Source organism: Dactylosporangium thailandense, assembly GCF_059739745.1.
On the sequence record NZ_AP029195.1, the window covers coordinates 7,976,612 to 7,996,324 of the forward strand.

Genomic DNA, 19,713 nt, shown 5'->3' on the forward strand with positions numbered 1-19,713 from the left:
CCGCGACCACCAAACACGCCGCACGTCGGCTCAGGGCCTGTGCGGCCCGCCCGGCATGCACGAACCTTGGGCACCGTAGGCGCGGGGCATACGCGGCATTCGCGAACCTCGGGTCCGTCGCGGGCTCGGAGGCGGAGCGGGATTCGAAGTTCACGCACACAGACGGCCTGCGACCGAATGAGCCGCGGCGACCGACACCCGCCCGAACACCGTGACCCCGGAGACAGGCGCAGAGCCGCGCTGGAGCGACTCGCCGCCGCGGCTGGCCAAAGTTGGCCAGGGCGGGTGCGGGAGGGACTCTCAGAGGGCGTCAGAGGGTCTGAATGGTCGCGATCCGCTCCTCGAGCTGCTCGATCGTCGCCTGGGCGCTGGGCGGCCCCCCGCACAGCCGGCGCAGCTCCGCATGGATTTTGCCGTGCGGGAGGCCGGTGCGGTGGTGGTGCGCCGCGACCAGGGTGTTGAGCTGGCGGCGCAGGACGATGCGCTTCTCGCCGGCCGTACGCGGCTGAGCCGGGATCTCCGGCGCGGCCGGACCCGCGGGAGCGACGGCGGAGCGGCGCTTCTCGGCCGCCATCTGCTCCGCCTGGCGCTTGTTCAGCAGCGCGGTGACCTGGTCGGGGGTGAGCAGGCCGGGCAGCCCGAGGTACTCCTCCTCCTCCGCGGTCCCGGTAGCCGCCGGCATGCCGAAGGTCGCGCCGTCGAAGATGATCTGGTCCAGCTCCGCGGTGGCGCCCAGGGCCTCGAAGGCGCCTTCGAGCTCGCCGCTGGCCTTCTCCTCGCGGTTGGCCCGCTCCATCTCGTCGTCGTCGTAGCCCTCCTTGGTCTTGGGCTCGCCGAGGACGTGGTTGCGCTGGGCCTCCATCTCGCTGGCCAGCTCCAGCAGGTGCGGGACGCTCGGCACGAAGACGGTGGCCGTCTCGCCGGTGCGGCGCGCGCGCACGAAGCGGCCGATGGCCTGGGCGAAGAACAGCGGGGTGGAGGCGCTGGTGGCGTACACCCCCACGGCGAGCCGCGGAATGTCCACCCCCTCGGACACCATCCGCACCGCGACCATCCACTTGTCCTGCGACGCGGAGAACGCGGCGATCCGGCCCGACGCCCCCACGTCGTCGGAGAGCACGACGACGGCCTTCTCGCCCGTGAGCTCGCCGAGCACCTTCGCGTACGCCCGCGCGTTCTGCTGGTCGCTGGCGATCACGAGGCCGCCCGCGTCCGGCATGCCCCCGGCCCGCAGCTTGTCGAGGCGCGCGTCGGCGGCCCGCAGGACCTGCGGCATCCAGTCGCCCTTGGGGTCCAGGGCCGTGCGCCAGGCCTGGGAGATGAGGTCCTGCGTCATCGGCTCGCCGAGCCGGGCGGACAGCTCGTCGCCGGCGGAGGTGCGCCAGCGGGTCTCCCCGGAGTACGCCAGGAAGATCACCGGGCGCACGACGCCGTCGCGGAGGGCGTCCGAGTAGCCGTACACGGTGTCGGAGCGCGATCGCTGGATGCCGTCGGACCCGCGCTCGTACTCGACGAACGGGATCGGATTCTCGTCGGAGCGAAACGGCGTGCCGGTGAGCATCAGGCGCCGCACGGCGGGCTCGAACGCCGCCTTGACCCCGTCGCCCCAGGACTTCGAGTCTCCCGCGTGGTGGATCTCGTCCAGCACCACGAGGGTCCTTCGCGTCACGGTGCGCCGCTTGTGTACGGCAGGAGCAATCCCCACCTGCGCGTAGGTCACCACGGTGCCGTGGAAGTCGCTCGACGTGTGCACGTCGGAGTTGCGGAACCCGGCGTCGAGGTCGATCCCGACCCGCGCGGCCGCCTGCGCCCACTGCGTCTTGAGATGCTCGGTGGGCGTGACCACGGTCAGGTTGTCGATGGTGCCGTCGCCGAACAGCTCCAACGCCACGCGCAGCGCGAACGTGGTCTTCCCGGCGCCGGGCGTGGCGACCGCGAGAAAGTCCTCGCGCTTGCCCCGCAGATACTCCATGAGCGCCTTGCGCTGCCACACCCGAAGCGACTGACCTTGCTGCACCACCGGACGCGGCGGCATGCGGCACCCCTCCCCGATACGGACCTCACGCCCCGGGCACTCCCCCGGGCCGCCCTCCACCGTCACGCTCGCGCCGCAGCGGCGCCGGGCCACGAGCTACCGGCGCGGCGATGCACCCAGCAGGAGGGGAACGGCCCGGTGCACCCAGCCAGGCGCATGAAAACGCCCTCGCGTCAGCGCGGACCGCGAAGGCGTTGACAGCCTAGCGGGCATCGGCCGGCGATGCGCCGAACCGAGCCGAACGTCACGAACTCGGGTCGTCGTTCTGCACGACGTTCTCGTAGATGTCCTTGCACACCGGGCACACGGGGAACCGGCTCGGGTCGCGCGATGGCACCCAGAGCTTCCCGCAGAGCGCCCGCACCGGCGTGCCCTCGATCATGGCCTGCATGATCTTGTCCTTCGGCGCGTAGTGCGAGAACTTCTCGTGGTCGCCGGCGTCGTAGCGGTAATCGGTGCTGGTCTGCTCGTCGACGCGCTCGTCGGTGAGAGTCCCGCCACCGTTCTCGGGAGTGGTCGTCACAACCCCCAGTCTGCCAGGCCCGCCCGGAATAAGCCCGCATCGCCGTGGCCCTGTGGACAACCCACCTCCGGCGGCCGGGTGAGCGGCGGCGTGCGCGGGGGACGAAAGGGGCGAACGAGCACGGGAAATGCCGCGAAGCGCAGCGGCTATCGTGAGCTGGTGATCAACCATGCCATTCGGTTCGGAAGCGAGGTCGACAGCGCCCGCCGCAGCGGTGCGCCCATCGTCGCGCTCGAAAGCACCATCATCTCGCACGGGCTCCCGCGGCCGGCCAACCTCACCGTCGCCAAGGAGATCGAAGCCACCGTCCGGGCGGCCGGTGCCGTGCCGGCCACCATCGGGATGATCGGCGGCGAGATCGTCGTCGGGCTGTCCGAGGACGAGATCCGGCACCTGGCCGAGCGCGATGACGTGGTCAAGCTGTCCGTGCGCGACCTCGCGCCGGCCGCCGCCGCCCGGGCCGACGGGGCCACGACCGTCGCGGCCACCTCGGCGATCGCGGTGCGCGCCGGGATCTCCGTGTTCGCCACCGGCGGGCTCGGGGGCGTGCACCGGGGCGCCGCCACGACCTTCGACGAGTCCGCGGACCTGACCGCGCTGTCGCGCCTGCCGATCGCGATCGTCTGCGCGGGCGTGAAGTCGATTCTCGACGTGGGCGCCACGCTCGAGCGGCTCGAGACGCTCGGGGTCGGGGTCGTCGGCTACGGCACCCGCCGCTTCCCGGGGTTCTACCTCACCGACGCCGGGTTCGACCTCGACTGGTCGGCCGGCGACCCGGGCGCCGTCGCCGAGATCATCCGGGCCGCTCGCGGGCACGACGTGCACCGCGGGGCACTGGTGGTGGCCAACCCGCTGCCCGCCGAGGAGCAGCTGGACCCCGCGCTGCACGACCGGGTGCTGGCCGAGGGGCTGGCCGGGCTCGAGCGGGAGGGCGTCACGGGCAAGGACGTCACGCCGTACCTGCTCTCGCACTTCCACACCGCGACCGAGGGCAAGAGCCTCGACGTCAACGTGCGCATCATCCTGCGCAACGCCGAGCTCGCGGCCCGCATCGCCGCCGCGATCTAGATGACGGTCCTCGTCATCGGTGACGTGGTCACCGACATCCTCACCGTGCACGAGGGGCCGCTCGCCATCGGCTCGGACACGATCGCCGCGGTGCGCATCGCCGGCGGCGGGTCGGCCGCGAACACCGCGGTCTGGCTCGCCGCCGCCGGCTGCCCGGTCGCGTTCGCGGGGGTCGCGGGGCTCGACGAGCCCGGGGACGCGCGCGTCGCCGAGCTGGACGAGGCCGGGGTGACCACCAGCGTGCGCCGGGTGCCGGGGGTGGCGACGGGCACCGTGGTGGTGCTGACCTCCGACGCCGAGCGCACGATGTTCACCGACCGCGGCGCCAACCGGCTGCTGGAGCGGGCCGACGTGGAGCGGGCGCTCGCGCTGCCGGGCCTGCGCCACCTGCACCTGTCGGCCTACGTGCTCTTCGACGCCGACTGCGCGCCGGCCGGGCGGTTCGCGCTGGCCGAGGCCCGCCGCCGGGGGCTGACCACGAGCCTCGACGCGGCGTCCGCGGCCCCGCTGCGGGAGCGTGGCGGGGCCGGCTTCCTGGCCGCGGTACCGCGCCCGAACCTGCTGTTCGCCAACCGCGACGAGGCCGGGGTCCTCGGCTCGGACGACCCCGCGGAGCTCCTGGCCCACGCGGACGGGGTGGTGGTGAAGTCGGGCGCGGCCGGCGCGGCGTGGGCGGACGCGGACGGCACCGCGCGGGCGCCCGGCCGGCGGGTCGGCGGCATCGTGGACCCGACGGGAGCCGGCGACGCGTTCGCGGCGGGCTTCCTCACGGCGTGGCTGGCCGGGCACGGGCCCCGGGCATCGCTCGAGGCGGGCAACGAGCTGGGCGCCCGAGCGGTCACCAAGCTGGGCGCGAGGCCCTAACCCTTCGGTTCCGAGTCGGCGTCGATGACCTTGTGCTCGCGTTCGGTCAGCGCGTGCCCCGGGTCCGGATGCGAGGTCTGCCGCCGCTTGAAGCGGTTGCGGAAGCGGTTCTCGGGGCGTACGGGAGCGTCATTGGCGAGCAGGACCGCGATCATCGGCAGGAAGACCCCGCCGGCGACGCACAGCGAGAGCCACAGCCACAGCAGCGGCGGGCGGGTCGCCACCAGGATGGCGGCGACCACGACGCACGCGGCGCGCAGGAGCATCATCAGGACATAACGCACCTCGCGGGCGCGAAGCTCCTGCTCGGGGCTCCGCGGCGCGTCGGTGATCAGCTGTGGGCGATCCCTGCGGGCCATTGGTTCGAGTCTGCCACGTACGCGTGACAGACGTCGCATCAGAGGTCGGTGGGCTTGACCGGCGCGCCGGGGTTCACCCCGCCGACCGTGGCCTGCTCGCGCTCGGTGGTGCCGGTGGCGAGCAGGTCGCGGATCTCGGTGAGGAGCCGGATCTCGTCGCTGGGCGCCGCCGGCTCGGGCGCGAGGCCCCGCTTGCGCCGCTCGGCGAGCTTGTTCATGGGCAGTACCACCAGGAAGTACACGGTGGCGGCGGTCAGCAGGAACGTGATGACCGCGTTGACGAAGCTGGGCCAGGCGAGCACCTGCTTGCCGATGTGCAGGCCCTGCTTGTCGTCGACACCGATGCCGCCGGTCAGGCTGATCAGCGGTTTGAGGAAGCCGTCCGTGAACGCGGTGACGACGTTGTTGAACGCGGCACCGATGACGACGGCCACGGCCAGCTCGATGACGTTGCCACGAGAGATGAAATCCCGGAATCCCTTCAGCACGGATGCACCTTACGGCCGGCCGACCCCATCCGCATCCATTGGCGCGCCATATCTGCCTAGTTGCCCTTGGCCGCCTTCGCCTCGGCCTTGACCTGCTTCTTGTACTCACGCACCTTGGCCAGCGACGGCCCGTCCACGATGTCGGCGACGGAGCGGTGCGAGCCCTCCTCGCCGTACCCGCCCGCGGCCGCGCGCCAGCCGTCGGGCCGCACGCCGTACTGCTTGCCGAGCAGCGCCACGAAGATCTGCGCCTTCTGCTTGCCGAACCCGGGCAGCCCCTGCACCCGGCGCAGCAGCTCGCCGCCGTCCGCGACGCCGTCCCACAGCCCGGCCGGGTCGCCGTCGTAGCGCTCGGCGAGCGCGCGGCACACCTCCTGCACCCGCGCGGCCATCGCCTTGGGGAACCGGTGCAACGCCGGCGGCGTGGCGAAGATCGCGATCAGCGCCTCGGGGTCGAACTCGGCCAGCTCGTGCGCGGTGGGCTCGTGCCCGAGGCGCTGGGCCAGCACGTACGGCGAGGAGAACGCCTTCTCGAGCGGGATCTGCTGGTCGAGCGTCATGCCGACGAGCAGCGCGAGGGGGCTGCGGGTGAGATAGTCGTTCGCGGCGTCGTCGATCGGCAGCGTGATGGCCATGCGCACATCCTGCCTCACCGCGGGGTTGGTGGGCGCGTGAAGCGCGCCCGGGCCCACAGATATCCGCCCAGGGCAATCGCCGCCGACCAGCCGACCGCCCACCAGAGGTGCCCGCCGATCGGGGTCCCGTTCAGCGCGCCCCGCAGCGTCTCGATGATCGGCGTGAAGGGCTGGTGCTCCGTGAAGGCCCGCACGCCCGGCGACATCCGCGCCGTGGGCGAGAACGCGCTGCTCAGGATCGGCAGCAGGGTCACCGGCAGGGACGCGTAGCTCGCGGCCACCACGGTGCGCACGGACAGGCCCATCGCCGTGGTCAGCCAGGCCGCGGCGAACGCGGCCAGGGCCACGATCCCGGCCACGACCAGCCAGCCGGTGAGCCCGGCGTGCGGGCGGTAGCCCATGGCCACGGTCAGGCCGAGGATGATCGCGACGCACAGCAGCGTGCGCAGCACCGTGCCGAGGACGCGGCCGGTCAGCACCGCCGCGCGCGAGATGCCCATCGTGCGGAACCGGTTGATGATGCCCTCGTTCATGTCCGTGGCCACGGCGACGGCGGTCTGCCCGACGCTGTAGCCGATGCAGAGCACGAGGATGCCCGGCACCAGGTAGCCGAGGTAGTCCTCGCCGAGGTCGGTGGCGGCGCCGAAGATGTAGACGAACATGAGCAGCATCAGGATCGGGGCGATCAGGGCGCCGAACATGGTCGACGGGTTGCGGCGGTTGTGCAGCAGGTCGCGCCGCAGCATGGTCAGGGCGTCACTCATCGCACCGGCTCCTTCGTGGCGGCGGCGTGGCCGGTCAGGGCGAAGAACACGTCGTCCAGGTCCGGGGTGTGCACGGTCAGGGTGTCGGGCTCGACCCCGCCGGACTCGAGGCGGTCCAGCAGGGCGCGCAGATCCGCGGCGGTACCGTCCCCCGGCACCCGAAGCGCGAGCGCCTCCTCGTCCGGGGTCGCCGCGGGCAGCAGGGCGGCCGCGGCGGCGAGCGGCTCCGGGGCGGTGAAGCCGAGCCGGACGTGCGCGCCGGGCACGCGGCGCTTGAGCTCGTCGGGGCGGCCCTCGGCGACGATCCGGCCCTGGTCGAGCACGGCGACGCGCCCGGCGAGCTGGTCGGCCTCCTCCAGGTACTGCGTGGTCAGGAAGATCGTCACCCCGCCCGCCGCGAGCCCGCGCGCCAGCTCCCACACGGTGCGGCGGCTGCGCGGGTCCAGGCCGGTGGTCGGCTCGTCCAGGAAGATCACGCGCGGCTCGCCGACCAGCGTCATGGCCAGGTCGAGGCGGCGCTTCATGCCGCCGGAGTACGTCAGCGGGGTGCGCCGCGCCGCCTCGGTGAGCTCGAAGCGCTCCAGCAGCTCCGCCGCGCGCCGCCGGCCGGCCCGCCGCGGCAGGTGCAGCAGGTCGGCCATGAGCAGCAGGTTCTCCTCGCCGGTGAGCAGGTTGTCCACGGCGGAGAACTGGCCGGTGACGCCGATCGCGGCCCGGACCTTCGCGGCCTCGGTCGCCAGGTCGTGCCCGGCCACGGTGGCGCCGCCCGCGTCCGGCGGGATCAGCGTGGCCAGGATGTGCACCATCGTGGTCTTGCCGGCGCCGTTGGGGCCGAGCAGCGCGAAGATGGCGCCGGCCGGGACGGTGAGGTCGATGCCGTCGAGGACGGCCCGATCGCCGTAGGACTTGCGCAGCCCGGAGACCGTGATGCCCGAGTCAGTCATGGCATCACTATGGCACCATCGATGGCGCCATTTCAAGCCGCTATGGCGCCAAGGTCTTCTGGTAGGCGTCCATCCACTCGCGCTGCGCCCGCACCAGCGCGATCTCCTCGTGCAGCACGTGCGCGAACATGTCCCCGACGTGCGGCTCCGGCATCGACAGGCAGGCCTCGCGGGTCTCGGCGGCGAGCGCGTCGGACTCCGCGGCCAGGGCCGCGAACCAGTCGTCGCCGGCCCAGCCGCGCTCGCGCACGAGCCGTTCGAGGCGGGCGATCGGGTCCCGCTGGCGCCACATCTGCACCTCGGCGTCGGAGCGGTACCGGCGCGGGTCGTCGGAGGTGCTGTGGCCGGCCATGCGGTACGTCATCGCCTCGATGAGCACCGGGGACCCGCCGCGGCGCACCGACTCGGCGGCCCGGGCCGTGACCGCGTGCACCGCGAGCACGTCGTTGCCGTCGACGTGGAACGACTCGAGGCCGAAGCCCACCGCCCGCCGGTGCAGCGGGGCGCCCATCTGGCGGCCGACCGCGGTGGAGATGGCCCACTGGTTGTTCTGGCAGAAGAACACGATCGGGGCGTGCGCGACCGCCGCCCAGTTCAGCGCCTCGTTCACGTCGCCCTGGCTGCTGGCGCCGTCGCCGAAGTACGCGAGCACCACCTCGTCGGAGCCGTCCATCCGTACGCCGACCGCGTACCCCGTCGCGTGCAGCGCCTGCGTGCCCAGGACGAGGCTGTAGATGTGGAAGCGGTACCGCCGCGGGTCCCACCCCGAGTGCGCCACCCCGCGCCACTGCGCCATGAGCTCGGCCGGGGTGATGCCGCGGCAGCGGGCGGCGGCCTGCTCGCGGTAGCTGGGGAACACGTAGTCGGCCGGGTCGAGGGCCCGCACCGAGCCGACCTGGGCCGCCTCCTGACCGAGCGCCATGAGCCACAGCCCGAGCTCGCCCTGGCGCTGCAGCGCGTGCGCCTCCTCGTCGAACCGGCGCGCCAGCACCATGTCCCGCAGCAGGTCGCGGCACAGTTGCGGGGTCACATCGAGCGGTGCCTCCGGGTCCGACCGCAGCGTCCCGTCGGGCGCCAGCAACTGGATCATGTGCGTCTCCCGTGGATGGCCTGGGGGTGCCCTCCTCATCCTGCCGTGCGCGGGCCGGTCGATGGCGCCGGTGGCGCCATGGAATTTCCCATAGTTGCGCGATACTGGCGGGCATGGACCTGACCCGCTACGTCGACGGCCTGCGCGCCGAACTGCTCGCGGCCGCGGGTCCCGAGGAGGCCGCGCTGGCCGAGCGGCTCGCCGCCGCGGTGGCCTCGGCGACCCGGCTGGCCATGTTCGACGTGCTGTCGGACGCGGCCGACGAGATCACCCGCGACCTGGCCCCCGGCTCCGTCGAGGTGCGGGTGCGCGACCGCAACCCGTACTTCGTGGTCACCACCCCCGACGGCGAGCCCGCGCCGCCGCCGGCGCCCGCGAGCGCGCCCGAGCCGTCGCCGGAGGGCCCCGTGGGCCGGATCAACTTCCGGCCGCCGGAGCAGCTCAAGCAGCGCATCGAGGAGGCGGCCGCGCGCGACGGCCTGTCGGTCAACGCGTGGCTGACCCGCACCCTGTCCGCGGTCGTCGCCGGCGAGCCCGCGCAGCCGCCCGCGCCGCGCGCCTCGAAGGGCACGTTCGTCGGCTGGGTCGGCTAGACAGGCCTTCCTACCCTGGGCCGATGTCGCAGCGCAGGGTGGCCGGCCTCTGGTCGGTGTTCGGGATCGCCGCGGTCGTCTCGGCCGTGCTCGTCTGGCTGCGCCCCGCCGGCCAGCGCCTCTCCGACCTGCACATCTACTACGGCGCGGCCGAGGCGGTGCGCGAGGGACGGCCGCTCTACGACTACGTCGCGGACAACGGCGGCCCGTTCACCTACCCGCCGTTCGCGGTGCTGCTGTTCCGCCCCCTCACGCTGCTGCCCGAGACCGCCCTGCAGGTCGCCTGGCTGGCCCTGACCTGCGCGGCCGTCGTCGCGCTGGCGGTCGCGGTCGGCCGGGGGCTGTCCGCGTCCCGCCTCGCCGTGGCGGCCATCGCCTGCGGGCTGCTCGTGTCCGCGCCCGTGCAGAGCAACCTGCGCTTCGGCCAGGTGAGCATCTTCATCGTGCTGCTGGCGCTGGTCGATGCCATGGGTCTGGTGCCGCAGCGGTACCGCGGGGTGCTCGTCGGCCTCGCCGCCGCGATCAAGCTCACCCCGCTGCTCTTCGTCGTCTCCTTCCTCGTGACCGGCCGGTGGAAGGACGCCGCCCGGGCGCTCGGCGCGTTCGCGGCGGCCGCGGCCCTCGGCGCGCTGGTGCTCCCGGGCGACAGCCTGCGCTACTGGACCGGCACCATGCTGCAGACGTCGCGCATCGGCGACCTCGCGTCGCTGGGCAACCAGTCGGTGCAGGGGATGCTCATGCGGGCCGGCCTCTCCCCCGCCGCGCTGCCGCTGGTCTGGGCCGTCCTCATCGCCGCCGTGTGCGCCGCGGCGCTGTGGCGGGCGCGGACGCTGGACGCGCACGGGGAGCGGGTGCGGGCGGCGGTGCTCGTGGGCTGCGCGACGGTCGCGGCCTCGCCGGTGTCGTGGACGCACCACCAGGTGTGGACGGTGCTCGCGGCGATGCTGCTCGTGGCGGCCGAGGGCGCCTGGCGGCGGGCGGCCGGGGTCGTGCTCCTGGTCGTCATGACGCTGTCGCTGGGCGTGGTGCTGCGGGGGCTCTCGCCGTACACCGGATGGCAGTTCCTGCTCGAGAACGCCCGCAGTCTGGGCGTCGTGGCCGTCTGCCTCGCGGGCTTCGGCGGCGCCGTGGTCACCGTGCGGCGGCGGGCCTGGACGCGGCCGGCGGTCGCGGTGGCGGCCGGGCTGGTGGTGCTGGCCCTGACGCCGCTGCCCGCCGGGGCGGACCCGACGTTCAAGGCGTACACCGCGGCCGACCTGGCCAACCCGCGGTACTTCTACTACACCCCGGCCGGCGTCCGCCTCGGCCTGCCCGTCGACTTCCAGGTCCGCCGCGAGAAGACGAAGACCCGCGTCAACGGCGTCGTGGCGGACGGGGTGGCCGCGCTGCGCTGGTCCTCGGCCCCGGGCGGCGCGTCCCGCACCGTCCCGCTGCTGACCTCGGCGGCGGGGGCGCGGGCGTTCTCGTTCCGCAGCGCCAGCCTGGCCCACGGCCGGCTCGACGCCCTCGCCCCCGACGGCACCGTCGTGGCGACGTTCACCTCGTTCACCCCCGGGGCCTAGGCTCGACCCCATGGAAGACTTGATCAAGGAGCTGGAGGCCCAGGAGGCCCGGCTGCTGTTCGACCGGTTCGACAACGACGACGCCTGGGCGCTCGGCTGCCTGCTGGTGGAGACGGCCAAGGAGCGCTCCCTCGGCATCACGATCGACATCCGCCGCGGCGGCCAGCAGCTCTTCCACGCCGCCCTGCCCGGCACCGCGCCGGACAACGACCGGTGGATCGAGCGCAAGATCCGGGTGGTGGAGCGGCTGCACGCCTCCTCCTACCTCGTGGGGCGCCGGCTCGCGGCCCGGGACAAGACCTTCGACGCCGCGTACGGGGTCGACCCGGCGGACTACGCCACCCACGGCGGCGCCTTCCCCGTCCGTGTCCGCAATGTGGGCGTGGTCGGCGTCGTGACCGTCTCCGGGCTCCCCCAGGCGGACGATCACGCGCTGGTCGTCGAGGTGCTCGAGCGCTTCCTCGCCCGAGTGTCGTAAAGCCGACGCGCGGGGGCGGGCGGCCAGGCCCCACCATGCCGCGTGTGAATATTCGATTCGCATTACCCGTCTGGTTGCCGGTCTTCTTGCTCACGGCGGCCGGACTGTCCGGCTGTTCCGACGGCGACGCCGCCGAGTCCGCGGCGCCGCCCGCCTCGAACCCGCCCGTGGTGCCGACGTACACGTCGCCGGCCCCGAGCGCCGCGGCGAGCAGCAAGGCACCGGCGGCCGGCGCGAGCGGCGCGGCCTCCGGCTGCCCGGTCACGGCCGCCGTGCTGCAGAAGGCGTTCCAGGGCAACGCCGAGGTCGCCGGGGCCCTCGTGCTCGGCAAGGGGCTCAAGGACATCAGCTGCTACGCCGGCTGGGCCACCGCCGTCACGCAGCCGACGAACCTGGACCCGGCCGTCGTGCTGTTCAAGTACGACGCCGCGAAGAAGACGTGGGCCGCGGTCATCGGCGGCACCGACGGCGTCTGCCGGGAGACCGTGCCCGAGGACATCGCGACACACCTCAAGGGTTGCCAGAACTAACCCGATCGAGTGTCGTAAATTGCCGGGGTGAGATACACACTCCTCGCTGTCTTCGCCGGAGCGGCCGTCACCCTTGCGGCCTGCTCCGGCGGGTCGGACCAGTCACAGTCCCCCGCCCTCCCGACCCCGGACCAGACCTCCCTGCTGCCGCAGACCGGCCCCGCGCCGCTCAAGCCCGGTGTCAGCGCGCCGAACGGGTGCCCCGTCGACGCGCCCGCGCTGGAGAAGGCCCTCGCCGCCGACCCCACGGTCGCCGCGGCCGTGCAGCTCGGCAAGGGACTCACGGACGTCAGCTGCGTGGCGCGGTACGCCACCGCCCGCACCGAGGGCGACCGCGCGACGGTCCTGTTCCACTTCGACGACGCCAAGGCGATGTGGGTCGCGGTCGCGGCCGGCGCCAAGAACGCGTGCGACAAGGCCCCGGCCGAGATCCGTCAAGCGCTCAAGAACTGCGGTTAGGAACCTGGTCAAATTCCATGCTTTATGGTCATATTGCTCATGGAGCGTGAAGCACTGCTCCGGCTCCTCGCCGAGGAGCCGGGAGCGGCCTTCGAGGCGTGCCGCGCCGCGATCCGAGCCGGCGCCGAATACGTGGTGTGGGACCACACCCTGCCCGCCGACCAGCTCGCGCGCAGCTACTCCCGGCGGGCCCAGCACATGGAGCGGATCGGCAACCCGATGCTCGGCAGCGCCGAGGCCATCGGCGTGCTGCAGACCTCGGGCGACAGGCCGCTGCGGGTCGGCGAGGCGAAGATCGAGAACCCGCCGACCCACTTCCAGCTGTTCCTCACCGAGGACGCGTCGCGAGTCGTGGCCTGCATAAGCATCGATCAACGCTGACGTACCAGGATGGCAGGGTGGACGCTCTGCTGGACAACACCGCCATGGCACAGCTGCGCGAGGCGCTCGGCTCGGCCGGGTACACCTCCGACGGCATTCGCAGGCATCTCGGCGAGGACGCCTCGGCCGCGTGCGCGCGCAACGACTTCCGGGCCGCCCTGCGCGTCACCGAGGCCGGGGGCCGGCTCGACACCCTGATCCGGCTGTTCATCTGCGGCCAGACCGAGCCGCTCGACCGGGTCGCGGCGGCGCTCGCCCCGCTGCCGCTGGAGTCGGCCGCCCCGCTGCTGTCCGCCGAGCCGGACGGCGTCCGGGCCGCCCTGGAGCTGGAGCCGTACGGCGACTGGTGGGTCGTCGCCGACCTCTCCGCCGGCATGCGCCCCGGCCGCCCGCTGCCCGGCGACCACGTGCTCGGCATCGGCGGCGCGTCGAGCACCCTGGCCGCCGCCACCCTGCGCCGCCCGGTCGGCACCGCGCTCGACCTCGGCACCGGCTGCGGCGTGCAGGCGCTGCACCTGTCGACCCACGCGAGCCGGGTCACCGCGACCGACGTGCTGCCGCGGGCCCTGCGCTTCGCGGCCACCACCGCGGCCCTCAACGGCCTGGAGTGGGAGCTGCTCGAGGGCGACCTCACCCGCCCGGTCGCCGGCCGCCGCTTCGACCTCGTGGTCAGCAACCCGCCGTTCGTGGCCGGCCCCGGGAGCACCGCGCACACCTACCGCGACTCCGGCCGCCCCGGCGACGCCGTCTGCGCCGAGCTCGTCGCCGCCGCCCCTGGCCTGCTCGCCGACGGCGGGCACATGCAGTTCCTGGCCAACTGGCTGCACGTCGCGGGCGAGGACTGGACCGAGCGCGTCAACGACTGGCTGGCCGGCACCGGGCTGGACGCCTGGGTCATCCAGCGCGAGGTCTCGGATCCGCTGGCGTACGTCAACCTGTGGCTCGCCGACGCCTCCGAGGACCCGTCGCGGCAGCCCGCCCTGGCCGCGGCCTGGCTCGACTGGTTCGACGCCCAGCGCGTCGACGCGGTCGGCTTCGGCCTGATCACCCTGCGCGCCGGCGGGCACGACGACCCGACCGTGCGCATCGAGGACCTCCGGCACACCGTCGGCGGCGACCTCGGCCCGCTCATCGGCGACTGGTTCGACCGCCAGGACTTCCTGCGCCACGCCGACCTGCTGCGCAGCCGCCTCGTCGCCGCGCCCGGGCTGACGCTGCGCCAGGAGGCCGGGCTCGGGGCCGACGGCTGGGAGGTCGGGCAGCAGCTGCTCGTCCTGCCCGACGGGCTGCGGTGGGTCGAGGAGGTGGACCCGGTCGCGCTGACCCTCGTGGGCGCGTGCGACGGTTCCGTGACCCTGCAGGACCAGGTCGACCTGCTGGCGGCCGCCCATGGCGTACCGGCCGGGGTGCTCGCCGACGTGGCCGTCCCCCTGGTGTCGCATCTGGTCGAGCGGGGGGTCCTGCTGCCGTGCGCGCCCTAGTCCAGACCGTCAGCCGGGCGAGCGTCACCGTCGGGGACACGGTCGTCGGCTCGATCGCCGACGGGCTGCTGGTGCTCGTCGGCGTGACCCATTCGGACACGTCCGAAATCTCCGAAACGCTGGCCCGCAAGGTGCACGAGCTGCGGATCCTCGACGACGAGCGGTCCGCGGCCGACACCGGCGCGCCACTGCTCGTCGTCTCGCAGTTCACCCTGTACGGCGACGCGCGCAAGGGCCGGCGCCCGACCTGGATCGCCGCGGCCCGCCCGGAGGCCGCCGAGCCGCTCATCGAGGCCTTCTGCGCCGCCCTGCGAAACCGGGGCGCAACCGTGGAAACCGGGCGATTCCGCACGCACATGCTCGTCGAAAGTGTGAACGTCGGACCGCGGACCGTATTGCTGGAGGTCTGAGACTCACGGATTCGTGCCACGGCTGCGCCGCCTCACCGTCACTTCACGCCCGCTCAGCGAAGCTACTTCTCGCAGGAATGATCGCGCCACTTGTCAATCCACACGGGAGGCGAGCGAAGTGGCCCAGCCGCTGAGTGAGAACACGGAGTTCAACGCCGTCGACGTTGAGGCCGACGAACAGCACGAGCAGGAGCACGCGCTCGACAACACGGGCGTCTCAGCGGATCTGGTTCGCGCGTACCTCAACACGATCGGCCGCACCAAGCTCCTCACCGCCGAGCAGGAGGTCGATCTCTCCAAGAAGATCGAGGCCGGCCTGTACGCCGAGGAGAAGCTCTCGAGCGGCGCGGTCCACCCGGCGTGGATGAACACCTACGAGATCGTGGTCCGCGAGGGGCGCGCCGCCAAGGCCCACCTGCTCGAGGCCAACCTGCGCCTGGTCGTGAGCATCGCCAAGCGGTACACCGGCCGCGGCATGGCCTTCCTGGACCTCATCCAGGAGGGCAACCTCGGCCTCATCCGCGCCGTCGAGAAGTTCGACTACACCAAGGGCTACAAGTTCTCCACCTACGCCACCTGGTGGATCCGCCAGGCCATCACCCGCGCCATGGCCGACCAGGCCCGCACCATCCGCATCCCGGTGCACATGGTCGAGCAGGTCAACCGCATGGTCCGGGTCCGCCGGGACCTCTCCGCCTCGCTGGGCCGCGAGCCCGTCGTGGCCGAGATCGCCGCGGCCCTGGGCGTCGAGGAGTACCAGGTCATCGAGCTGATCTCCTACGACCGCGAGCCGGTGAGCCTGGACCAGGCCGTGGGCGAGGACGGCGAGAGCGCCCTGGGCGACTTCGTGGCGCGCATCGACCCGCGCGAGGAGCCGGCCGACAGCGTGTCGCAGGGCATGCTGCGCTCCGAGGTCGAGATCGTGCTCTCGACGCTGTCGCAGCGCGAGCAGGCGGTCATCCGGCTGCGCTTCGGCCTGGACGACGGCCGCCAGCGCACCCTGGACGAGGTGGGCCGCGAGTTCGGCCTGTCCCGCGAGCGCATCCGCCAGATCGAGAAGGTGACGCTGCTGAAGCTGCGCCACCCGTCGCGCGCGAAGCGCCTCGAGGCGTACGCCTCCTGAAGCTGCTGAACACAGGGCCGCCCCGGATCTCCGGGGCGGCCCTGTCGCGTACGCCGGCGACCGGTCTTGACCTTGCCGTAGGCGGCAGGGTTGCACGATCGGCGCCATGGACACCAACGCACCGCAGCGGGACCGCGTCGTCGTGGTCACCGGGGCCGGCACCGGCATCGGCCGGGCCACCGCGCACGCCTTCGCCGCCGAGGGCGCGCACGTCGTGGCGGTCGGCCGGCGGCACGAGCCGCTGCTGGAGACCGCGGCCGGGCACGACCGGATCGTGCCGCTGCCCGCCGACATCACCGCCGAGGACGGGCCCGAGCGGGTCATCCGGGCGGTGTCGCAGGCCCACGGCCGGCTGGACGTGCTCGTCAACAACGCCGGCATCGTGCGCGGCGGCGCCCTTGGCACCCTCACCCCGCACCTGATCGCGCCGCAGATCTCCACCAACCTCGTCGCCCCGATCTTGCTGGCCCAGGCCGCGCTGCCGCTCCTGGCCGCGCCCGGCGGCGTGATCGTCAACGTCAGCACGGCGGTGGGGCAGCGGGCCTGGCCCGGCAACGCGGTGTACGCCGCGACCAAGACCGCCCTGGACCTGCTGACCCGCAGCTGGGCGGTCGAGCTGGCGCCCCGCGGCATCCGGGTGGTGGCGGTCGCCCCCGGCGCGGTCGCCACCCCGATCGGCGAGCACCAGGGCCTGACGCCCCAGCGGATGGCCGCGCTGCGGGAGTGGCAGCTGGCACACACGCCGCTGGGCCGGATCGGCCGCCCCGAGGAGATAGCCTGGGCGATCACCCGGCTCGCCGCGCCGGCCGCATCGTTCGTCACCGGCGTGGTGCTCCCGGTCGACGGCGGAGCGGCCGTGGCGTGACCGGGCTCGGAGGCGGCGCGGCACCGCGGCGCGACAGGACCGGAGGTGGCGGTGCGGATCGGCGAGCTGGCCCGGGCGACCGGGACGACCGCCCGCGCGCTGCGGCACTACGAGCAGGCCGGGCTGATCTCCTCCGGGCGGGCCGCCAACGGCTACCGCGTCTACGACGAGCGGGCCGCGGCGCGGGTGCGCAACATCCGTCACCTGCTGGCCGCCGGGCTCACGCTGGACGACGTGCGGGCGTTCCTGCCCTGCCTCGACGGCGACGTCACCGCCGTGCCGCCCTCGGCGGCGGGCCTGCGGGTGGCCCGGGAACGGCTGGCGATCCTCAACGAACGCATCGCCGCCCAGACCGAGGCCCGCGACCGGCTCGAGGCCGCCCTGCGGGGCAGGGCCGGCTGAGGACGGGCCGCGCGGGAGCGGTCAGAGGCGGCGCGGGCCGCTGTCGGGGCGGGACTGGTGCGGCGCGAACTCGGCGCTCGCGTGCAGCACCGCCAGGCCCGACGGGCGTGCCAGGACAGGGTTCAGGGTCAGCGACGACAGGGCCGGCTGCTCGTCCACGAGGCGCCCGACGCGCACCAGCAGGTCGGCCAGCGCGTCCAGGTCCACCGGGTCCGCGCCGCGGTAACCGGTCAGCAGCGGCGCCGCCCGCGGGGCCCGGACCAGGGCGGCCGCGTCGCGGTCGGTCAGCGGGACCGGGCGCCACGCGCGGTCGCCGAGCAGGTCAGCCGCCTCGCCGCCGAGGCCGAAGCCGACGACCGGGCCGAACGACGGGTCGTCGACGACCTCCACGACGCACGCGACGCCGGGGGCGACCATCGGCTGGACGACGACCTCCACCCCGCGGCCGAAGAGGCGTTCGAGCTCGGCATAGGCCTCCGCGACGGCGGCCGGGGAGGTGAGATTCAGCCGTACCGCCCCCAGGTCGATCCGGTGCCGCCAGGGCTTCGTCGCCACCTTGAGGGCGACCGGCAGGCCCACCGCGACCGCGACGCCGGGCACCCCCTCGCCGGAGGCCCAGCGGCTCGGCACGACCGGGATGCCGTAGGCGGCCAGCAGCTCGTCCGCCTCGCCCCCGTCGCCGGCGCCGCGCAGCGCGAGGGCGGTCGCGACCTCGGTGCCGCGCGCGGAGTCGACGCCGGGCAGGTCGGGCAGCGTGCCGATCGGCTCGCGGCGCCACGCGGCGTAGCGGGCGACCCGGCCGAGGGCGCGCACCGCCTCCTCGATCGCCGGGAACATCGGCAGGGCGGGCGGGTCCTCGTCGCCGTACGCGGGCGCGACCGTGAACGACGGGTCGGCCGGCATGACCACGGCGAGCGGGCGCGGCGCGCCGGCCGTCGACACGCGCAGGAGCTCGGCCACGCCGAGCTGGTCGCGCTCGGCGAGCGCCGGGGCGTACGCGGCCACGACGGCGTCCACCCCCTCGTCGTCGAGGGCGGCGTGCACGGCCCGCACGAAGTCGACGTCGCTCACGGCGGGGCCGAGGTCGCGCGGGTACCCCTCGGCGATGCGCAGCCCCGCGGCCGGCGCCTTCGCGACCGTGAGCACGCCCAGCGCGGCCGCGTTGGTGACCACGGCGAGGCGGTCGCCGGTCGGCAGCGGGCGCCCCGCGATGAGCAGGCCCACGTCGAACAGCTCGCCGACGGTGTCGACGCGGATGACGCCGGAGCTCGCGAAGAGCGCGGCCACCCCGCGGGCGTCGGGGCCGACGGTCACCGCGTCGAGGGCCGGCGGGCGCACCGGGCTCGCCACCGCCGCGACCGGCTTGCGGCGGGCCAGCTCCCGGGCGATGCGGGCGAACTTGCGCGGGTTGCCGAAGGTCTCCAGGTAGAGCAGGACGGCGTCGGTGTGCGGGTCCTCGCGCCAGTACTGCAGCGCGTCGTTGCCGGACACGTCGGCCCGGTTGCCGGCCGAGATGAACGTCGACAGGCCCAGCCCGCGCCGGTCGGCCTCGGCCAGCAGCGCCGTGCCCAGCGCCGCGGACTGGCTGAAGAAGCCGACCCGCCCGGCGCGGGGCAGCAGGGGGGCGAGCGTGGCATTGAGCCGTACCCCCGGATCGGTGTTGGCCACCCCGAGGCAGTTGGGCCCGACCAGGCGCATCCCGTGGTCGCGCACCGCCCGCAGCAGGGCGGCCTGGGCCCGCGCCCCGGCCGGGCCGGCCTCGGCGAAGCCGGCCGAGACGATGACCAGGCCGTGCACCCCGGCCGCGGCGCAGTCGGCCACCACGTCGGGCACGGACTCCACGGGTACGGCGATGACGGCGAGGTCGGCATTGGCGGTACCGATGAGGCTCGGTTTTGCGGGAAGGCCCCCGACGACCGTCGCGGACGGGTGGACCGGCACCAGCTCTCCGGCGAAGCCGGCGCCCTTGAGGTGGGCCAGGAGGGCCGCGCCGATGCCCGAGCCGCCCGAACGCGCGCCGTAGACCGCGACCGCGCGCGGGTTGAGCAGCCGGGCGATCGAACGGGCCTCGGCGCGCTGCTCGCGGGCCTGCTGCACGCGCAGGGAGTCGGGGGTCGCCTTGATCGGGAACCACAGGTGCACGACGCCGTCGGCGAACTCGCGCTCGATGTGGAAGCCGGCCGCCATGAACACGCGCAGCATCGCCTGGTTGACCGGCAGCACGTCGGCCTCGAACTCGGTGATGCCCTCGGTGCCGGCCGCGGCGACGAGGTGCTCGATGAGCACCGAGCCGATGCCCCGGCCCTGGTGCGCGTCCTCGACCACGAAGGCGACCTCGGCCTGGTGGGAGCCGGTGCCGAGGCGGTCGTACCGGCCCACCGCGATCAGCTCGCCCGAGTGCTCGACCACGAACGCCTCGCGGTCGTGATGGTCGACGTTGACGAACCGGTCCAGGTCGCGCTGCGGGATGCGCGGGTACGCCGAGAAGTACCGCAGGTATCGGGTCCGCTCCGAGAACCGCGAGTGCAGCGCCACGATCCGCTCCGCATCGTCGGGCCGGATCGGTCGCAAGTGGACGGTGGTCCCGTCCGAGAGCAGCACATCCGCGGCCCGCGTGGCCGAAACGTCGTTCACCCGCATAGTTTCCACCCGTCTGGGT

At 73.8% G+C, this 19,713-nt stretch carries 22 protein-coding genes; 13 read left to right on the top strand and 9 right to left on the bottom strand.

Features of this window, described 5'->3' with window-relative positions; translation table 11 throughout:
- Positions 1-310: 310 nt before the first annotated feature.
- Entirely contained in the window at positions 311-2,035 is a 1,725-nt protein-coding gene (locus tag AC6JBM_RS35430; RefSeq protein WP_497978311.1) for a DEAD/DEAH box helicase, read from the bottom strand.
- A gap of 244 nt (positions 2,036-2,279) precedes the next feature.
- A complete protein-coding gene (locus tag AC6JBM_RS35435) occupies positions 2,280-2,558 on the bottom strand; it encodes a DUF3039 domain-containing protein (RefSeq protein ID WP_350622123.1) in 279 nt (92 codons plus the stop codon).
- Between the two features lie 159 nt (positions 2,559-2,717).
- Here AC6JBM_RS35435 and AC6JBM_RS35440 point away from each other — a divergent pair, with 159 nt between their 5' ends.
- Complete coding sequence (locus AC6JBM_RS35440; RefSeq protein WP_497978312.1) at positions 2,718-3,626, top strand: pseudouridine-5'-phosphate glycosidase; 909 nt, start codon at positions 2,718-2,720, stop codon at positions 3,624-3,626.
- Positions 3,627-4,490, top strand: coding sequence for a carbohydrate kinase family protein (locus AC6JBM_RS35445; protein ID WP_497978313.1), 864 nt, complete (start codon positions 3,627-3,629; stop codon positions 4,488-4,490). It abuts the gene before it with no gap.
- Here AC6JBM_RS35445 and AC6JBM_RS35450 read toward each other — a convergent pair.
- Genes AC6JBM_RS35450 through AC6JBM_RS35475 form a run of 6 tightly spaced genes read right to left on the bottom strand, consistent with a single transcriptional unit; the run spans position 4,487 to position 8,770 of the window.
- Complete coding sequence (locus tag AC6JBM_RS35450) at positions 4,487-4,849, bottom strand: DUF3099 domain-containing protein (protein WP_497978314.1); 363 nt, start codon at positions 4,847-4,849, stop codon at positions 4,487-4,489. The two genes, AC6JBM_RS35445 and AC6JBM_RS35450, sit on opposite strands and share 4 nt — an antisense overlap.
- A gap of 38 nt (positions 4,850-4,887) precedes the next feature.
- On the bottom strand, positions 4,888-5,337 hold the full coding sequence (mscL, locus tag AC6JBM_RS35455) for a large conductance mechanosensitive channel protein MscL (RefSeq protein ID WP_497978315.1): 450 nt from the start codon (positions 5,335-5,337) through the stop codon (positions 4,888-4,890).
- Between the two features lie 56 nt (positions 5,338-5,393).
- The gene (locus AC6JBM_RS35460; RefSeq protein ID WP_497978316.1) at positions 5,394-5,972 is read right to left on the bottom strand and encodes an HhH-GPD-type base excision DNA repair protein; all 579 of its coding nucleotides are present in this window, start codon (positions 5,970-5,972) and stop codon (positions 5,394-5,396) included.
- Positions 5,973-5,986: 14 nt separating this feature from the next.
- Positions 5,987-6,736, bottom strand: coding sequence for an ABC transporter permease (locus AC6JBM_RS35465; RefSeq protein WP_497978317.1), 750 nt, complete (start codon positions 6,734-6,736; stop codon positions 5,987-5,989).
- The gene (locus tag AC6JBM_RS35470; protein WP_497978318.1) at positions 6,733-7,680 is read right to left on the bottom strand and encodes an ATP-binding cassette domain-containing protein; all 948 of its coding nucleotides are present in this window, start codon (positions 7,678-7,680) and stop codon (positions 6,733-6,735) included. Before AC6JBM_RS35470 ends, AC6JBM_RS35465 begins: the two co-directional genes overlap by 4 nt.
- 40 nt (positions 7,681-7,720) lie before the next feature.
- Positions 7,721-8,770 (bottom strand): thiamine pyrophosphate-dependent dehydrogenase E1 component subunit alpha, encoded by a 1,050-nt coding sequence (locus AC6JBM_RS35475; protein WP_497978319.1) that lies wholly within the window; start codon positions 8,768-8,770, stop codon positions 7,721-7,723.
- Between the two features lie 113 nt (positions 8,771-8,883).
- Between AC6JBM_RS35475 and AC6JBM_RS35480 the strand changes: the two genes are divergently transcribed.
- The 11 genes from AC6JBM_RS35480 (at position 8,884) to AC6JBM_RS35530 (ending at position 17,054) form a co-directional block, all read left to right on the top strand.
- A complete protein-coding gene (locus tag AC6JBM_RS35480) occupies positions 8,884-9,363 on the top strand; it encodes a toxin-antitoxin system HicB family antitoxin (protein ID WP_497978320.1) in 480 nt (159 codons plus the stop codon).
- Positions 9,364-9,386: 23 nt separating this feature from the next.
- Positions 9,387-10,925 carry a glycosyltransferase 87 family protein gene (locus AC6JBM_RS35485; protein ID WP_497978321.1) on the top strand — a complete coding sequence of 513 codons (1,539 nt, stop codon included), beginning with the start codon at positions 9,387-9,389 and terminating at the stop codon, positions 10,923-10,925.
- A 10-nt stretch (positions 10,926-10,935) separates the two neighbouring features.
- Positions 10,936-11,403 (top strand): heme-degrading domain-containing protein, encoded by a 468-nt coding sequence (locus tag AC6JBM_RS35490; RefSeq protein WP_433084561.1) that lies wholly within the window; start codon positions 10,936-10,938, stop codon positions 11,401-11,403.
- 44 nt (positions 11,404-11,447) lie between these two features.
- Complete coding sequence (locus tag AC6JBM_RS35495) at positions 11,448-11,933, top strand: hypothetical protein (protein ID WP_497978322.1); 486 nt, start codon at positions 11,448-11,450, stop codon at positions 11,931-11,933.
- A gap of 27 nt (positions 11,934-11,960) precedes the next feature.
- Positions 11,961-12,392, top strand: a complete 432-nt coding sequence (locus tag AC6JBM_RS35500) for a hypothetical protein (protein ID WP_497978323.1) — start codon at positions 11,961-11,963, stop codon at positions 12,390-12,392.
- 39 nt (positions 12,393-12,431) lie between these two features.
- Entirely contained in the window at positions 12,432-12,773 is a 342-nt protein-coding gene (locus AC6JBM_RS35505) for a hypothetical protein (protein WP_497978324.1), read from the top strand.
- Between the two features lie 44 nt (positions 12,774-12,817).
- Positions 12,818-14,254, top strand: coding sequence for a DUF7782 domain-containing protein (locus tag AC6JBM_RS35510; RefSeq protein WP_497986583.1), 1,437 nt, complete (start codon positions 12,818-12,820; stop codon positions 14,252-14,254).
- Positions 14,242-14,664: a D-aminoacyl-tRNA deacylase gene (gene dtd, locus AC6JBM_RS35515; protein WP_497978325.1), complete on the top strand. Its 423-nt coding sequence runs from the start codon at positions 14,242-14,244 to the stop codon at positions 14,662-14,664. Before AC6JBM_RS35510 ends, dtd begins: the two co-directional genes overlap by 13 nt.
- Before the next feature lie 118 nt (positions 14,665-14,782).
- Positions 14,783-15,787 (top strand): RNA polymerase sigma factor SigB, encoded by a 1,005-nt coding sequence (sigB, locus tag AC6JBM_RS35520; RefSeq protein ID WP_497978326.1) that lies wholly within the window; start codon positions 14,783-14,785, stop codon positions 15,785-15,787.
- 106 nt (positions 15,788-15,893) lie between these two features.
- Positions 15,894-16,652, top strand: coding sequence for an SDR family NAD(P)-dependent oxidoreductase (locus AC6JBM_RS35525; protein WP_497978327.1), 759 nt, complete (start codon positions 15,894-15,896; stop codon positions 16,650-16,652).
- A gap of 45 nt (positions 16,653-16,697) precedes the next feature.
- Positions 16,698-17,054 carry a MerR family transcriptional regulator gene (locus AC6JBM_RS35530; RefSeq protein WP_497978328.1) on the top strand — a complete coding sequence of 119 codons (357 nt, stop codon included), beginning with the start codon at positions 16,698-16,700 and terminating at the stop codon, positions 17,052-17,054.
- Positions 17,055-17,075: 21 nt separating this feature from the next.
- On the opposite strand, the gene AC6JBM_RS35535 is transcribed toward AC6JBM_RS35530, so the two are convergent.
- Entirely contained in the window at positions 17,076-19,688 is a 2,613-nt protein-coding gene (locus AC6JBM_RS35535) for a bifunctional acetate--CoA ligase family protein/GNAT family N-acetyltransferase (RefSeq protein WP_497978329.1), read from the bottom strand.
- Positions 19,689-19,713 lie beyond the last annotated feature (25 nt).

Coding starts and splice junctions, on each gene's coding strand:
- AC6JBM_RS35480 (WP_497978320.1), top strand. CDS start 8,884: ATGGACCTGACCCGCTACGTCGACGGCCTGCGCGCCGAACTGCTCGCG.
- AC6JBM_RS35470 (WP_497978318.1), bottom strand. CDS start 7,680: ATGACTGACTCGGGCATCACGGTCTCCGGGCTGCGCAAGTCCTACGGC.
- AC6JBM_RS35490 (WP_433084561.1), top strand. CDS start 10,936: ATGGAAGACTTGATCAAGGAGCTGGAGGCCCAGGAGGCCCGGCTGCTG.
- AC6JBM_RS35510 (WP_497986583.1), top strand. CDS start 12,818: ATGGCACAGCTGCGCGAGGCGCTCGGCTCGGCCGGGTACACCTCCGAC.
- AC6JBM_RS35465 (WP_497978317.1), bottom strand. CDS start 6,736: ATGAGTGACGCCCTGACCATGCTGCGGCGCGACCTGCTGCACAACCGC.
- AC6JBM_RS35445 (WP_497978313.1), top strand. CDS start 3,627: ATGACGGTCCTCGTCATCGGTGACGTGGTCACCGACATCCTCACCGTG.
- AC6JBM_RS35505 (WP_497978324.1), top strand. CDS start 12,432: ATGGAGCGTGAAGCACTGCTCCGGCTCCTCGCCGAGGAGCCGGGAGCG.
- AC6JBM_RS35460 (WP_497978316.1), bottom strand. CDS start 5,972: ATGGCCATCACGCTGCCGATCGACGACGCCGCGAACGACTATCTCACC.
- AC6JBM_RS35430 (WP_497978311.1), bottom strand. CDS start 2,035: ATGCCGCCGCGTCCGGTGGTGCAGCAAGGTCAGTCGCTTCGGGTGTGG.
- AC6JBM_RS35485 (WP_497978321.1), top strand. CDS start 9,387: ATGTCGCAGCGCAGGGTGGCCGGCCTCTGGTCGGTGTTCGGGATCGCC.
- AC6JBM_RS35475 (WP_497978319.1), bottom strand. CDS start 8,770: ATGATCCAGTTGCTGGCGCCCGACGGGACGCTGCGGTCGGACCCGGAG.
- AC6JBM_RS35525 (WP_497978327.1), top strand. CDS start 15,894: ATGGACACCAACGCACCGCAGCGGGACCGCGTCGTCGTGGTCACCGGG.
- AC6JBM_RS35450 (WP_497978314.1), bottom strand. CDS start 4,849: ATGGCCCGCAGGGATCGCCCACAGCTGATCACCGACGCGCCGCGGAGC.